Source organism: Desulfocurvus thunnarius (assembly GCF_055390965.1).
The window spans coordinates 1,797,042-1,811,102 of record NZ_AP042411.1; the positions used below are offsets into that span (position 1 = coordinate 1,797,042).

Sequence of the window (14,061 nt, forward strand, 5' to 3'; positions counted from 1 at the left end):
TCCGCCGGGCTGCGGCGCCCTCCGCCTTCGCGCGGCCGCGCCCCGAGTCCCCGCCGGGGCGCCGGGCGGGCCGACCGTCTTTCCCTTGGGCCGCGACCCGGCTCCGCCCGGGGGCTATTCCTCGCCCGGGAGCCTGTCCTTTTTGCCGTAGGCCACGCGTGCTTCCCAGATCTTCATGCCGATCTTGCGGCCCAGGTCGGCCTGGCGCGACTTGATGAGCGCGTCGGCGGCCTCCTTGTTGCCCTCCAGGCGCAGGAGCGTGGCCGACTCCAGGTCGCGCAGGTGGCGCTCGCACTCGTGGATCACGGCGGAGAGGTCCAGGGAGGCCAGGGCCTCGGGAACCCGGACGGAACGGACTTTGCGGGGCATGGCGGCTCCTCCTCGACCCTGCGATTACAAATCGTACACGATTTGTCAACGCATGTGGCAGCGCGATTGAAACACGGCGTCGCCCTTCCCCGTGCCCCAGGCCGTAAAAAAGCGGCGGCCCCCAGGGGGAGCCGCCGCGCCGGATGCCTCGGGACCGGGCCCTACAGGGCGGCCTTGGCCGCCGCCAGGGCCGCGGCGTAGTCGGGCTCATCGGCCACCTCGGGCACGATCTGCTCGTAGACCACCACGCCCTTGCGGTCGATGACCAGCACCGCGCGGGCCAGCAGGCGCAGCTCCTTGATGAGCAGGCCGTAGCCCAGGCCCACGGAGGCCTCGCGGTGGTCGGACAGGGTGGTCAGTTGCTCCACGCCCGCAGCGCCGCACCAGCGCTTCTGGGCAAAGGGCAGGTCCATGCTTACGGTGAGAATGGCCACGTCTGCGGACAGCCCGGCGGCCTCGGCGTTGAAGCGGCGGGTTTGCAGGTCGCAGGTCGGGGTGTCCAGGGACGGCACAACGGACAGGATGACCACCTTGCCCTTGAATTCGGACAGGGTGCGCGGGGCCAGGTTCGTGTCCAGGGCCGTGAAGTCGGGCGCCGCCCGGCCCACCTGCACGGGGTTGCCGGTCAGAGTCAGCGGATTACCGCCCATGGTGATGACGCCGGTTCTGTCTGCCATTGGAGTATCTCCTTGCTTGCGTGTTGCGGCCCACCCGCCGGATGGGGCGGGCCATGGCCACAATATAACGCACGGCGGGCCCCGCGTCACCCCGGGCGGCGACAAAAACGGGAACCCGGACCCGCCCGCCTCTTCTGCGGCGCACGGCAAAGCGGGGCCCGGCCCATACGGACGCTGGTCAAACAGGGGAAACCATGGCAGGAAGGGGGGAGGGAAACCAAGACCATATGCAGAGGTACATTGCCTATGACGGATGACGGAAGCATTTTCGGACTGAGCCCCCGGGCGCGGGGCTCCAGCAAATCGCCGCGCAGGAAACCGCGGCGCGGGTCCGACGACGCGGACCTGGAGCCTCGTTCCGGCCAGCCCGAGGCCGAGGAACTGGAGGCTCCGGCCGTAGCGGCCCGCAAGGCGCCCCCGGCCGGACCGGCCAGCGGGCCCGTCAGCGGCCCCGCCTCGTGGAAGGCCATGCTGGCCGACCCCGACGAGGACGACGGCCCCGAGGACGAGGCCCCGCAGGACGACCCCGGCGCGCAGGATACCGCCGACGCGGATGACGCCGCCGACCAGCCATCTCAACCCCAACCCGCCGCCCGGCGCAAGCGCTCTTCACGGGGTCGCTCCGGTCGTTCCGGCGAGGCCCGCCCCGAGGCGGAGGCCCCGCCCCGAGCCCCCCGGCCCGCCCCCGCCGCCCCCAAGGCGCCAAGCTCCGCCCGGCCCCCGGCCGCGCCCCGCCCGGCGCCGCAGCCCGAGGCCCCGGCCCGGCCCGCCCCCAGGCTTTCAGCCACCGAAGAGTTCGCCTCCATGACCCCCGACGAGGTCATCGCCCCCGAGGACGTGCTGCCCGAGGCCACCCTGGAATCCTTGCCTCAGGCCCTGCAAGAGGCCTGCGCCCGCGCCGGGTGGGACAAGCTCATGCCCGTGCAGGCCCTGGCCATGCCCTATCTCATGGCCGGGCGCGACCTCATGATCCAGTCGCGCACCGGCAGCGGCAAGACCGGCTCTTTCGCGCTGCCGATCCTCGACCGCGTGGACACCGGGCGCGACCAGTGCCAGGCTTTGGTGCTCGTGCCCACGCGCGAACTGGCCCAGCAGGTCGCCCGCGAGGCCGAAGCCCTGGCCGGAACCTCGGGGATGCGCGTGGCCGCCGTCTACGGCGGCGCGGGCTACGGCCCGCAGCTCGACGCCCTGCGCCAGGGCGCCCACCTCGTGGTCGGCACCCCCGGCCGCGTGCTCGACCACCTGCTGCGCGGCTCCCTGTCCCTGCAAGGGCTGGAAATCCTCGTCTTCGACGAGGCCGACCGCATGCTCTCCATCGGCTTCTACCCCGACATGCGCGAGGTGCAGCGCTACCTGCCCGCCCGCAAGGTCAACATGTTCATGACCTCGGCGACCTACCCGCCGCACGTCATGCGTCTGGCCGGGGAGTTCATGGAGCGTCCGCAACTCCTGTCCCTGTCGCACAAGCGGGTCCATGTGGCCGAAACGCCGCATCTGTACTACGAGTGCAAGCCCATGGAGAAGGACCGGGCCCTGGTGCGGATCATCGAGATGGAAAACCCCGCCTCGGCGTTCATCTTCTGCAATACCAAGCAGAACGTGCACTACGTCACGGCGGTGCTCCAGCGCTTCGGCTACGACGCCGACGAACTCTCCGGCGACCTGACCCAGGCCAAGCGCGAACAGGTGCTCGACCGCATCCGGCACGGCAAGCTGCGCTTCCTGGTGGCTACCGACGTGGCCGCGCGCGGCATCGACATCCCCGACCTGTCCCACGTCTTCCTCTACGAGCCGCCCGAAGACCACGAGGTCTACATCCACCGCGCCGGGCGCACCGGCCGCGCGGGTGCCTCGGGCGAGGTCGTCTCCCTGGTGGACGTGATGGAAAAGTTGGCCCTGCACCGCATCGGCAAGATGTACAAGATATCCCTGGAGGCCAGGTTGCTGCCCACCGACGAGGACGTGCAGAAGGCCATCGCCCAGCGCATGACCGCCCTGCTCGAAAGCCGGCTGAGGAAACTCGACAACGTCGAACGCGAACGCATCGAGCGCTTCAAGCTCCTGGCCAGGACCCTGGCCGAGGGCGAAGGCGGCATCGACCTCGTGGCCATGCTGCTCGACGAAACCTATCGCACCGAGCTGCAAGGCGCCCCGCCCAAGCCTCCGGCGCGCGAGCAGGCCCCCAGGGCCCGGGCGCCGAAGCCCGCCCCCGCCGCAACTCCCGCCGCGCCCCCCGCTGACGACGGGGATGGCTCCGATGCCCCCGCCGAAGTCGCTCCGGCCGCCAGCGCTCCCGCCGCGCAGGACGGCGACGCCCCCGCGCCCAAGAAACGCCGCCGCCGTCGCCGCAAGAAAAAGAAACCCGCTGAAACGGCCGAGGCCGCCGAGGCGGCCGAACCCAACGGCAACGTCGCCCCGCCGGACCCCGAGGACTTCGACGAAGACCTCGACGGCGAAGACGAAGACGATAACTTCAACGTCTAGACAAAACCAAGGCGGCCCCCACGGGGCCGCCTTTTTTTGCGGCGTACGCAGGGGGGCGCGGGGGGGGGCGGCCAGCGCTGGCGGGGGAGGGGAAAACCCCCTTTTTCTTGAGGAGAAAAAGGGGGTTTTCCCCTCCCCCGCACCCCCACCCCTTTCCCCTAAAAAGACCTTCTTCTTTCGGGAGGGTATGAAGTCGGCGAGGGGCAGAAACGCGGGCCGGAGACGACGTGCTCCGGTGAGACGGGACATGCCTTGCAGCCCTGAACGTGCGCAATCCGGGCAACTGCGATCCGTGCGGACCGAAAAAGACGGTGCGTTGCCCGATCCGGGCAAGACGCCACAAAGCAACGGAAGGGACGTTCCGGACCGGACAGACGATGGCAGGCCCGGCCTTGACTGTTCCCCACGAGGCGAAAAGGCAGGGCCAAACAGATCTTGCGGCCCTGGGAACCCCTTGTCGTCTGTCGTCGCCGACATCCCTCCGTTCTCGTCTCCTTCGCCTTCGTCCTTTTCCCCTCGACCCGCCCAAAACCCCCGGCCCGGTCCGCGCGGCTCTTTGCCGCACGGACCGGGCCGACGTGTGGGGTCAAGGGGTCCCCGACCCCTTGCGGGGGTCCAGGGGGCGGCGCCCCCTGGCGGGGTCCGGGGCAGCGCCCCGGCGGCGCGCCAGCGTCAGCGGCCGCGCCCTGGCGGGGGCGGAGGAGGCGGCGGGGGTTGCATGGTTTCGGCCAGGGCGGCCCAGCTTTCGGCCAGGGTGCAGCCCTTGGAGACGGCCTGTTGCAGATAGTCGCGGGCGGGGCCGTGCATGCGGATGGCGGCGTCGATGTCGGCGTTTGAGCCCTGGGCGTAGGCGCCGATGTTGACCATGTCTTCCACGCGGGCGTAGGTGGCCAGATGGCGGATGAAGCCGCGCCCGAGGGACTGCTGGTCCTCCGGGGTCACGTCGGCGCGCAACCGGCTGATGCTCTTGAGCACGTCGATGGCCGGGTAGTGGCCCTGGTCGGCCAGTTCGCGGGTCAGGACGATATGCCCGTCGAGGATGGAGCGGGCGGCGTCGGCCACGGGTTCGTTGAAGTCGTCGCCATCCACCAGCACGGTGTAGATGCCGGTGATGGTGCCTGCCCCGGCGCGCCCGGCGCGTTCCAGGAGCTTGGGCAACTGGGCGAAGACCGAGGGCGTATAGCCGCGCGTGGCGGGCGGCTCACCGGCGGCGAGGCCCACTTCGCGGGCGGCCATGGCGAAGCGGGTCACGGAGTCCATCATCAGCAGCACGTCGGCGCCCTGGTCGCGGAAATATTCGGCCACGGAGCTGGCTGCGTGGGCGGCGCGCATGCGCACCAGGGGGCTGTTGTCCGAGGTGGCGACGACGAGGACGGAGCGGGCCAGCCCTTCGGGGCCGAGGTCCTTTTCGATGAATTCGAGCACCTCGCGGCCGCGCTCGCCCACCAGGGCGATGACGTTCACGTCGGCTGCGGTGTAGCGGGCCATCATGCCCATGAGGGTGGACTTGCCCACGCCGGACCCGGCCATGATGCCCACGCGCTGGCCTTTGCCCAGGGTCAGCAGCCCGTTGATGGCGCGCACGCCCACGTCGAGGGGCTCGACGATGCGCGGGCGGCGCAGGGGGTTCAGGGGCTCGGCGTAGAGGGGGTAGTAATCCGAGGCGGCCACGGGCCCGGCGTCGTCCAGGGGCGCGCCGAAGGCGTCCACGGTGCGGCCGAGCAGGGCGGGGCCGACGGGGAACAGGGGCGGAGTGGCGGTGTTCTTGATGAGCGAACCGGGGCGGACGCCGCGCATTTCGCCGTAGGGCATGAGCAGGCAGGCGCCGTCGCGGAAGCCCACGACCTCGGCGTAGATGCCGCCGTCGTCGCGGCCTTCGGGCAGCAGTTCGCACACCGAGCCCAGGGGCGCCTTGATGCCCTCGCCCTCGGCGATGAGGCCCACGACCTTGCAGACCTTGCCGTAGGTGCGGCAGGGGTCCAGGTCGCGCAGGATGTTCATGCATCCGCGCGGGTTGAGGCTCACGCGGGGTCTCCGGGGCCGGATTCGGGCGCCTGCTCGGCCTGCTGCCGGGCGGCGTCCACCTCGGGGCCCACGGGGGTGGAAAGCAGTTGGTCGAGGATGGGCTCCACCAGGGCCATGCGGCTGGCCAGGGAGTTGTCGACCATACCGCGGTCGGATTCGAGGATGACGCCGCCCTGGTCCAGGGTGGCGTCGGGGCGCACGGCCCAGCGCTCCAGGCCCGGATGGCGGGCCTTGGCCCGTTCGAGCAGGTCCTGCGTCAGGGCCTGATCCTGCGGGTGTACGCGCACGGTGAGCGCGCGGCGCGAGTCGATGGCGTCCAGGGCCTGATCCAGCAGGGCGCCGAGGATCGTGGCGCGGCGTTCATCCATTTCGACGCGCAGCAGACGCTGAAGCATCAGGTGCAGCAGGTCGAGCACGTCCCGGCGGTATCCGGCCCACAGGTCGCGGCCGACGCGCTGGGCGGCGGTCAGGGTCCGGGCCAGGGCCTCGGCCTGGGCCTGGACGGCGGCCTCGGCTTCGGCCCGGGCCTGCCCGCGGCCCTCGGCCAGGCCTTCGGCCACGGCCTGCTCGCGCAGGGTGCGCCCTTCGGCCACGGCGGCGGCGATGATGTCGCGGGCAGTGGCCTCGGCGCGTTCGCGCACGCGGCGGCGGTACTCCTCGATGTCCTTGTCGGTCCAGCCCTGGCGGCGTTCGCCTTGCAGGTCGGCCACGCTCATCTCGCCCAGGCCGTGGGCCTGGGGGCCGAGGATGACGCGCCCGGAGGGGCGCGCGGTTTCCTGCCCGCGCGGCTTGCTAGACAAAGACATCGCCGCCTCCGCGTCCGATCATGATCCGGCCCTCGGCTTCCAGGCGGCGCACGATCTTGACGATATTCTGCTGTGCGGACTCCACTTCGGACAGGCGCACGGGGCCCATGATTTCCAGGTCCTCGCGGATCATGGCCGAGGCGCGCTCCGAGAGGTTCTTGAAGAACTTCTCCTGAAGGTCCTCGGTGCCGCCCTTGAGGGCCTTGGTCAGGTCCTCGTTGGACACTTCCTTCAGCAGCTCGCGGATGGCGCGGTCGTCCAGGGCCTTGATGTCCTCGAACACGAACATGAGGTTGCGGATGTCTTCGGCCATCTGGGAGGATTCCTCCTCGATCTCGGAGAGGACCTCCTCCTCGGTGGCGCGGTCCACTGCGTTGAGAATCTCGGCCACGGCCTGCACGCCGCCGACCTTCTTGCCTTCCTTGCCGCCCATGGCGATGAGCTGGCTTTGCAGCACCTTGTCCACTTCCATGAGCATCTCCTCGGCCACGGCCTCCAGGCGCGCCAGGCGCATGAGGATTTCGGGGCGCACCCCGGCGGGGAGCTGCTGGAGCAGCTCGGCGGCCTGCTCGGGGTGCAGGTGGCCCAGGATGAGCGCCAGGGTCTGCGGGTGCTCGTTGCGCAGGATCTGGGACAGGATGCGCGGGCTGACGTTTTCCAGCTCGCGGAAAGGCGCGGGGCCGGAGTCCAGGTCCAACAGGTCCAGGATGTACTTGGCGGTCTCGGAGTCGAGGTTCTTCATGAGCAGCTTCTTGACCTGCTCGGGCCCGCCCATGAGCATTTCGGCATTGACCAGGAGCTGGTGGTGGAACTCGCGCAGCACCTCCTCCACCTGCTCCTTGGGGATGGTTTCCATCTCGACCATGGCCTTGGAGATCATGGCGATCTCCGAGCGGTCGAGGCGCTTGAACACGTCGGCGGTAAACTTCTCGCCCATGGCGAGGAGCAGAATCGCCGTCTTGTGCGGGCCTGCGATGGGTGGCATCAGGCTGTGGCCTCCTGCTTGAGCCAGGTCTTGATGATGGCCATGGCGCCGTCCATGTTCTGTTCACACAGTTGCATGGCGTGGGCGCGGATGTCGTCGATCTTGCGCAGGGCGTCCAGGGCGTCCTCGTCCTCGCCGTCGGTGATGGCGATGCGGCCCTGGCCTTCGGGCAGCCCGGCCAGGCCCTCCACGCCCTCGACCTCGGTCTTGGGCCGGATGAGGGCCATGATCACGGGGCGCACCACCAGCACCAGGAAGAGGAAGACCAGAAGCCCGTTGAGGAACGGCTTGCCCAGGCGGTGCACGTACTCCAGGATCAGCTCGCTCATGTTCGGCTGGATTTCCTGGTCCGGCCCGCCGAAGGACATGCTGGACACCTCCAGCACGTCGCCGCGCTGCTCGTCCAGGCCCACGGCGCCCGCCACAAGCTGGCGGATGCGCTGCAGTTCCTCGACGCTGCGCGGGGTGAAGACCTGGGTGGGGTCGCCCTGGCCGTCCGCCGGCGCCTGCTCAGTATACGTGCCATCGACGAGGACCGCCACACTCAAGCGGCTCAGTTCGCCCATGGGCACCACGATATGCTTCTCGACCTTGTTGATTTCGTAGTTGAGGGTCCGCGTTTCGCGGTTGGAGTCGAGTTGCGAGAGCGCCCCGGCCGGGCCGTCGCCACGGAAGTTGGGTTCGGGGGTGCCGCCCTCCACGTTGGCCTGGCTGGTCTGGGTCTCCTCGCTGCGCTGGTCCGAGCGGGCCACCTGGCTGTCGGGGTCGTACTCCTCGCTGCGGATGGTCTTCTGGCTGAAGTCCAGGTCGGCGTTGACCTTGGCGATGACCCGGCCGGGGCCGTAGAGCGGCGAGAGCATCTGCTCGATGCGCAGCTCCAGATTCTGCTCCATGTTCAGCTTCTTTTCCATCTGCGTGGTGCTCAGGCCGCCCTGCTCCTCCAGGGCCTTGGGCGAGAAAAGGATGCCGCCGCCGGTGTCGGACACGGTGATGTTGTCCGGCGACATGCCTTCAACGGAGAGCGCCACGAGATTGACGATGCCCTTGATCTTGGCGGCGTCGAGCTTTTCGCCCTGCTTGATCTTGAGCACCACGGAGGCCGAAGGCGCGGCCTGCTCCTCGATGAACAGGCTCTTGTGCGGAATGACCAGATGCACCCGGGCGCGCTCCACCTGGGGGAACTCGGAGATGGTGCGCGCCAGCTCGCCCTGCAGGGCGCGCTGGTAGTTGATGTGCTGGACGAAATCGGTCTGGCCGACCTTGACCTCGTCGAAAATCTCGAAACCCAGGCCCTGGCCGTGCAGCTTGCCCTCGCCCGCGATCTTCAGGCGCAGGTCGTAGACCTTGTCGGCGGGCACGAGGATGGTGGCGCCGTTGTCTTCCAGGGTATAGGCGACCTTTTCCTGCTGGAGCAGGCCGACCACGGTGGCGGCGTCCTCGGGGTACAGCCGCGAGTAGAGCACCTTCATGTCCGGGCGGTTCAGCCAGTAGATGAGCAGGAAGAACGTCAGCACCACGGCGGCGGAAAGCCCGCCGATGAGGATGCGCTGGGAGAGATTGGTCTTGGCCCACAGGGCCCTGGTCTTGCCGAGGAGGTCCGTCACGGCGGGGGACATGCTGCTTTCTCCGAGGGTGTCAGGTGGTTGGCGGCGTCAGCGGCTAGAACTGCATCCGCGACAGTTCCTTGTAGGCTTCCAGGACCTTGTTGCGCACGGCGGAGGTCATGCGCATGGCCACGCCCGCCTTTTGCAGGCTGATCATCAGCTCATGGACGTTCTGGCGCTCACCCGAGGCGAACTCCTCGACCATGGTGGATTTCTCGCTTTGCAGGTCGTTCACCTTGGTCAGGGACTCGCGCACCGTGTTGGCGAACGAGGCCTTCTGGCCCAGGCGGGCCTGCTCGGCCTGGGAGGCCTTCTGGCTCTGGGCGGTCAACTCGTTGAGGAACGCCGACTGCTCGGAGCTCAGGGAACCGGCGCGGCGCGCGCCACCGCCCACCTGGGTCATCTGGGCGCTCTGGTAGGCGTTCATGGCGATGTTGCGAATGGCCATGGCGGGTCTCCTTGGTCAGGCTGGGGCTAGCGGCCGATTTCCAGGGCCTTGTTCCACATGCTCTTGACGGACTGGATGGAACTGACGTTGGCCTCGTAGGACCGGGTGGCCGTGAGCATGTTGGTCATTTCCTCGACGACGTTGATGTCGGGGTAGGTCACGTAGCCTTCCTGGTCCGCATCGGGGTGGCCGGGCTCGTAGACGCGCTTGCCGGGGCGCTCGTCGCGGGCGATGCCCAGCACGCGCACGCCCTTGAGCTCGCGGGTCTGGGCGTCCTGCATGGCCTTGGCAAAGGGCGAGTCCACGTCGGTGGCCGCCTTGACCACCGTGCGGCGGCGGTAGGCGCCGCCCTCGGCGGTGCGCGTGGTCTTGGCGTTGGCCAGGTTCATGGAAATGATGTTCAGATGCGTCCGCTCGGCGGACAGGCCCGATGCGCCGATGTCGAGTGCGGTCATGAAGTCCATTTACTTGGCTCCTTCCGATATCACGGTGGTCAGGCCCTCGAACTGCTTTTGCATCACGGTGCCCAACGCGTTGTACATCAGGGTGTTCTTGGCCATCACCGCCATCTCCTTGTCCAGGTCCACGTTGTCTTCGCCGTGGATGATGCGGTGCTTGAAGCCCTTGACGAGATCGCCCCGGAAGCCGTCGGCCGCGAAGGTCGAAGGCATGTGCCCCTCGTCGGTGCGGGTGATCTTGCCGCGCGCGTCGCGGTTCAGGGCGGCCTGGAGGTCGGCCTCGAATTCCAGGCGCCTGGCCTTGTAGTTCGGCGTGGTGATGTTGGCCAGGTTGCTCATGACGACATTTTGACGCTGGAGCCGCAGGTCCAGCACCTTGCCCGTCAGGTGGATGTTGGTGTCGAATAAGCTTTTCATGCCCGTCCTCCGTGTGTTTCCGGCCCGCCCCGGGTCCGCATGGGCTCCGGGGCCGCCCCGCTGCGGGGCCCGGCCGGGCGACTGGCACCCGCTATTGAGCAACGGCTGTGCCAAGCGGGCATTTTTTGCCGCCCGCCGGAAGGGCAAGGCCGCAAGAGGCCCGCAGGACAAGAAAAAAACGGCGGGCAAAACAGCCTCGCCGCAGTGCGCCGCCTGCGGGGCGCCCCCGGCGCGGGGCCCGCGCCGTCGGTTTTCCGGCCCCGGGCCGGGGCCCAGGGCCGGGCGACGGGCAGCCTCGCGCGTTCCTTTGATGGAGCGAGACAGACAGGCCGGGACCACACAAAAGCCCCTTGCCGTTCATTCTGGCACGCCGTTTGCTTGAGGATGGACGCCCGGAGGCGGGGAGCCTGCGGGCTGGGAATGCAACACTGGCCCGAGCATTGCATGGGCAATGCGGACGGCACGGTTTACCGGAATTTCCCACTGTGGAGGGGAAGTCATGAGCAACCATCTGGACTACGAAATCAACAAGGAACTCGGGGAGTGCTATCTCTTCATGGGTGACCTGGAGAAGGCCGAGCAGTACTACACCAAGGCCGCCAGCTCCAACGGCATCCACCCCGACCCGTACCTCGGCCTGGCGACCATCGCCGTGCAGAAGGGCGAGCTGGACAAGGCTCACGTGCTCTACTCCAAGGCCGCGTCCATCGAGCCGGGCGACAAGGCCCTGGCGGGCATGGCCCTGGTGGAGATGGAAACGAACCGCCAGGACGCCGCCTTCGACAATTTTTCCAAGGCCCTGGGCCTGAACCCCGAGAACATGGTGGCCATCTACATGCTGGTCCAGCTCGGGCACGTCCTCGGTCGGCTTGAGGAAGTGGTTCCGCACATGGAGAACTACCTCTCCATCGACCCCCTCAAGCATGACGTGCGCTACTCCCTGGCGGGCTGCCTGGTCTGCCTGGACAAGGCCGACGAGGCCCGGGAGCAGCTCGACCGCATCCTGGAGCACGACCCGGAGAACGCCGCGGCCCGTGAACTCCTGGACCAGATCAGGTCATGACGCGGCGCGGCCGGACCGGACCAGGGCTCCCTCCCCCCGGGCTCGGCACGCCACGATGACACGATAATCTCCCCTCCCCAGCCTGGTTCCCCAGCCCCGACGAGAGCTGCCGGGGCTGGGGTGCCAGGACCCTCGCGCCGCGCGGGGGCCGGGGGCGCCTGACTTCTTGCCAGAGCACGGGTTTTTTGGCACACCTCGGCTGAAAAGAGAGGTGTGTGCATGGACCTGCTGCCCATCCGGCGCGCCATCCTGAGCGTGACCGACAAGACCGGACTCGTGGACTTCGCATCCTTCCTCGCCCAGGGGGGCGTGGCCCTGTTTTCCACCGGCGGCACCCGCCGCAAGCTGCTGGACGCGGGCCTGGACGTGGCTTCGGTGTCCGAGGTCACGGGCTTTCCCGAGATTCTCGGCGGCCGGGTCAAGACCCTGCACCCGCACATCCACGCCGGCATCCTGGCCGACAAGGACGACCCCGAGCACATGCGGACCCTGGCCGGGCTGCACCTCGCGCCCTTCGACCTGGTCTGCGTGAACCTGTACGACTTCGCCCACGCCGCCGCCCAGGGCCTGGGCCTCAAGGACGCCGTGGAGCAGATCGACATCGGCGGGCCGTGCATGCTGCGCGCCTCGGCCAAGAATTTCCACAGCGTGCTGGTCGTGCCCGGCGCAATGCACTACGAGCGCGTCATGGACGCCCTGCGCGCCAACGACATGGCCGCGCCCCTGCCCCTGCGCCGCGATCTGGCCTGCGAGACCTTTGCCCGCACCAGCGAATACGACGCCATGATCGCCGGATACCTGGGCAGCAGGGACGCCTGAGGCCGCACCCCGCCCCCGCGCGGGGCGGGCCGCCCGGCCCCCCGGGCATGGAGACACCGCCATATCCCAGAAAGTTCAGGGTAACACCCAGGGCCTGAAGCCCAGCCAGCTCAAGAGCCTGTCCCGTCTGGCCGACCGACGCTACCCCGCCGTGGGCGGCCTGGGGCCGGACCAGGCCCGCGAGCTGGCCATGCTCAGTGCGGCCACCGGCCGCCAGATCGGCCTGCTGGTCGACCGCCAGGGGCGGCCCGAGATGGTCCTGGTCGGCGACGCCCAGGGCCTGTACATCCCCGAGCTGTCCCGCTCGCGGCGCGGGGCCGGGCGCCTGCGCGGGCTGCGCCTGATGCACACCCATCTGGCCGGGGAGCCCCTGTCCCAGGAAGACCTGATGGACATGGTCTTCCTGCGCCTGGACGGGCTGCTCGTCCTGGCCGTGGGGCCCCACGGCCAGCCCGGAGACGTGACCTGCGCCCACCTGAACCCGCCCGGGCCCGGAGCCGAGCCTTACACCGTCCTTGGCCCCATGCCCCTGCACCGCCTGGACGTGGACTTCACGGCCCAGGTGGAGGCCATTGAAGATGAACTGGCCCGCTCGGGCAGCGCCCTGTCCGCCGACGGCACGGCCACGGGCGACGACACCCGGGCCATCCTGGTCAGCGTTTCCACCGAGCCCCGGCCCGTGCAGGAGGTCCATCTTCAGGAGCTGACGGCCCTGGCGGCCACCGCCGGGCTGACCACGGCGGGGACCATGGTCCAGCGCGTACGCGAGGCCAACCCCAGGACCATCATGGGCAAGGGCAAGCTGGCGGACCTGGAGGTCCAGGCGCTGCAGGCCGACGCGGGCATCGTGGTCTTCGACCAGGAGCTGACCCCGGCCCAGATGCGCAACCTGGCCGAAATCACCGAGCGCAAGATCCTGGACCGCACCCAGCTCATCCTGGACATCTTCGCCCAGCACGCCGCCACGCGCTCGGGCCGCCTCCAGGTGGAAATGGCCCAGCTTCAGTACACCCTGCCCCGGCTGGCGGGGAAGAACCGGGCCCTGTCGCGGCTCATGGGCGGCATCGGCGGGCGCGGCCCCGGCGAAACCAAGCTGGAAATCGACCGCCGCCGGGTGCGCGAGCGCATCACGCGCATCAAGAAGGAGCTGGCCGACCTGCGCCGCCGCCGGGGCGCCACCCGCGCCCGCCGCGCCCAGGCCGGGCTGCCCGTGGTGGCCCTGGTCGGCTACACCAACGCGGGCAAATCCACCCTGCTGAACACCCTGACCCGCTCCGACGTGCTGGCCCAGGACAAGCTCTTCGCCACCCTGGACCCCACCTCCCGGCGCCTGCGCTTTCCCCAGGACCACGAGTTGATCCTCACCGACACCGTGGGCTTCATCCGCCACCTGCCCGCCGAACTGCGCGAAGCCTTCCGGGCCACCCTGGAGGAGCTGGAATCCGCCGACCTGCTCATCCACGTGGCCGACGCCGGGCACCCCGAGCTGGACGCGCATATCCGCGCCGTGGAGGACATCCTGCGCGAGATGGACCTGCACGAGCTGCCGCGCCTGCTAGCGCTGAACAAATGGGAAACCCTGGACCCGGATCAGGCCCTGACGCTGCAAAACGCCTATCCCCAGGGCATCCCCGTCACCGCCCGCGAGCGGACCAGCCTGCGGCCCCTGGTGGCGGCCATCGTGGCCCGGGCCTTCCCGGGTTGGGCCGACGTGACCTGCGACCCCGACGGCCTGGCGGAATAGCCCGGCCCGGGTGCCCCTGGCGCGGCGGATTGCTTATCGGCCAGCGTCATTCCTGGGTTCCCGGGGTTTCCTCTCCCCTTCCCCGAAAGCAGATGCAGCCTGCCGGGCCTTGCCCTGCATTGCTTACCGCCCGGGCCCTGAAAACACGAAGCCGCCGGAACC

General features: G+C 69.2%; 13 protein-coding genes. 4 read left to right on the top strand and 9 right to left on the bottom strand.

What is annotated here, in order from left to right; genetic code table 11:
• Nucleotides 1-114: 114 nt before the first annotated feature.
• Nucleotides 115-369: a hypothetical protein gene (locus tag ACZ5KV_RS07790; RefSeq protein WP_464241776.1), complete on the bottom strand. Its 255-nt coding sequence runs from the start codon at nt 367-369 to the stop codon at nt 115-117.
• 161 nt (nt 370-530) lie between these two features.
• Nucleotides 531-1,046 carry a thiol peroxidase gene (gene tpx, locus ACZ5KV_RS07795; protein ID WP_464241777.1) on the bottom strand — a complete coding sequence of 172 codons (516 nt, stop codon included), beginning with the start codon at nt 1,044-1,046 and terminating at the stop codon, nt 531-533.
• 246 nt (nt 1,047-1,292) lie between these two features.
• Here tpx and ACZ5KV_RS07800 point away from each other — a divergent pair, with 246 nt between their 5' ends.
• Entirely contained in the window at nt 1,293-3,530 is a 2,238-nt protein-coding gene (locus tag ACZ5KV_RS07800) for a DEAD/DEAH box helicase (protein WP_464241778.1), read from the top strand.
• Nucleotides 3,531-4,202: 672 nt separating this feature from the next.
• Here ACZ5KV_RS07800 and ACZ5KV_RS07805 read toward each other — a convergent pair.
• Genes ACZ5KV_RS07805 through flgB form a run of 7 tightly spaced genes read right to left on the bottom strand, consistent with a single transcriptional unit; the run spans nt 4,203 to nt 10,273 of the window.
• Entirely contained in the window at nt 4,203-5,555 is a 1,353-nt protein-coding gene (locus tag ACZ5KV_RS07805; protein WP_464241779.1) for a FliI/YscN family ATPase, read from the bottom strand.
• Nucleotides 5,552-6,361, bottom strand: a complete 810-nt coding sequence (locus ACZ5KV_RS07810; RefSeq protein ID WP_464241780.1) for a FliH/SctL family protein — start codon at nt 6,359-6,361, stop codon at nt 5,552-5,554. Before ACZ5KV_RS07810 ends, ACZ5KV_RS07805 begins: the two co-directional genes overlap by 4 nt.
• A complete protein-coding gene (gene fliG, locus ACZ5KV_RS07815) occupies nt 6,348-7,346 on the bottom strand; it encodes a flagellar motor switch protein FliG (protein ID WP_464241781.1) in 999 nt (332 codons plus the stop codon). Before fliG ends, ACZ5KV_RS07810 begins: the two co-directional genes overlap by 14 nt.
• Complete coding sequence (gene fliF, locus ACZ5KV_RS07820) at nt 7,346-8,962, bottom strand: flagellar basal-body MS-ring/collar protein FliF (RefSeq protein WP_464241782.1); 1,617 nt, start codon at nt 8,960-8,962, stop codon at nt 7,346-7,348. The genes fliG and fliF overlap by 1 nt, the downstream gene beginning before the upstream one ends.
• 43 nt (nt 8,963-9,005) lie before the next feature.
• The gene (fliE, locus tag ACZ5KV_RS07825; protein WP_464241783.1) at nt 9,006-9,398 is read right to left on the bottom strand and encodes a flagellar hook-basal body complex protein FliE; all 393 of its coding nucleotides are present in this window, start codon (nt 9,396-9,398) and stop codon (nt 9,006-9,008) included.
• A 26-nt stretch (nt 9,399-9,424) separates the two neighbouring features.
• Nucleotides 9,425-9,862, bottom strand: a complete 438-nt coding sequence (flgC, locus tag ACZ5KV_RS07830; protein ID WP_464241784.1) for a flagellar basal body rod protein FlgC — start codon at nt 9,860-9,862, stop codon at nt 9,425-9,427.
• Nucleotides 9,863-10,273, bottom strand: a complete 411-nt coding sequence (gene flgB / locus ACZ5KV_RS07835; protein ID WP_464241785.1) for a flagellar basal body rod protein FlgB — start codon at nt 10,271-10,273, stop codon at nt 9,863-9,865.
• Between the two features lie 499 nt (nt 10,274-10,772).
• Between flgB and ACZ5KV_RS07840 the strand changes: the two genes are divergently transcribed.
• From ACZ5KV_RS07840 to hflX, 3 genes are all read left to right on the top strand, one after another.
• Complete coding sequence (locus ACZ5KV_RS07840; RefSeq protein ID WP_464238747.1) at nt 10,773-11,336, top strand: tetratricopeptide repeat protein; 564 nt, start codon at nt 10,773-10,775, stop codon at nt 11,334-11,336.
• Nucleotides 11,337-11,555: 219 nt separating this feature from the next.
• Complete coding sequence (locus ACZ5KV_RS07845) at nt 11,556-12,155, top strand: IMP cyclohydrolase (RefSeq protein ID WP_464238748.1); 600 nt, start codon at nt 11,556-11,558, stop codon at nt 12,153-12,155.
• 151 nt (nt 12,156-12,306) lie between these two features.
• Nucleotides 12,307-13,899 carry a GTPase HflX gene (hflX, locus tag ACZ5KV_RS07850; protein WP_464238749.1) on the top strand — a complete coding sequence of 531 codons (1,593 nt, stop codon included), beginning with the start codon at nt 12,307-12,309 and terminating at the stop codon, nt 13,897-13,899.
• Nucleotides 13,900-14,061: the final 162 nt, after the last annotated feature.

Excerpts from the sequence above, each read along its gene's own strand:
- ACZ5KV_RS07790 (WP_464241776.1), bottom strand. The coding sequence starts at position 369 with ATGCCCCGCAAAGTCCGTTCCGTCCGGGTTCCCGAGGCCCTGGCCTCC.
- flgB (WP_464241785.1), bottom strand. The coding sequence starts at position 10,273 with ATGAAAAGCTTATTCGACACCAACATCCACCTGACGGGCAAGGTGCTG.
- fliG (WP_464241781.1), bottom strand. The coding sequence starts at position 7,346 with ATGCCACCCATCGCAGGCCCGCACAAGACGGCGATTCTGCTCCTCGCC.
- ACZ5KV_RS07800 (WP_464241778.1), top strand. The coding sequence starts at position 1,293 with ATGACGGATGACGGAAGCATTTTCGGACTGAGCCCCCGGGCGCGGGGC.
- fliE (WP_464241783.1), bottom strand. The coding sequence starts at position 9,398 with ATGGCCATTCGCAACATCGCCATGAACGCCTACCAGAGCGCCCAGATG.
- tpx (WP_464241777.1), bottom strand. The coding sequence starts at position 1,046 with ATGGCAGACAGAACCGGCGTCATCACCATGGGCGGTAATCCGCTGACT.
- ACZ5KV_RS07845 (WP_464238748.1), top strand. The coding sequence starts at position 11,556 with ATGGACCTGCTGCCCATCCGGCGCGCCATCCTGAGCGTGACCGACAAG.
- flgC (WP_464241784.1), bottom strand. The coding sequence starts at position 9,862 with ATGGACTTCATGACCGCACTCGACATCGGCGCATCGGGCCTGTCCGCC.
- fliF (WP_464241782.1), bottom strand. The coding sequence starts at position 8,962 with ATGTCCCCCGCCGTGACGGACCTCCTCGGCAAGACCAGGGCCCTGTGG.
- ACZ5KV_RS07840 (WP_464238747.1), top strand. The coding sequence starts at position 10,773 with ATGAGCAACCATCTGGACTACGAAATCAACAAGGAACTCGGGGAGTGC.
- ACZ5KV_RS07810 (WP_464241780.1), bottom strand. The coding sequence starts at position 6,361 with ATGTCTTTGTCTAGCAAGCCGCGCGGGCAGGAAACCGCGCGCCCCTCC.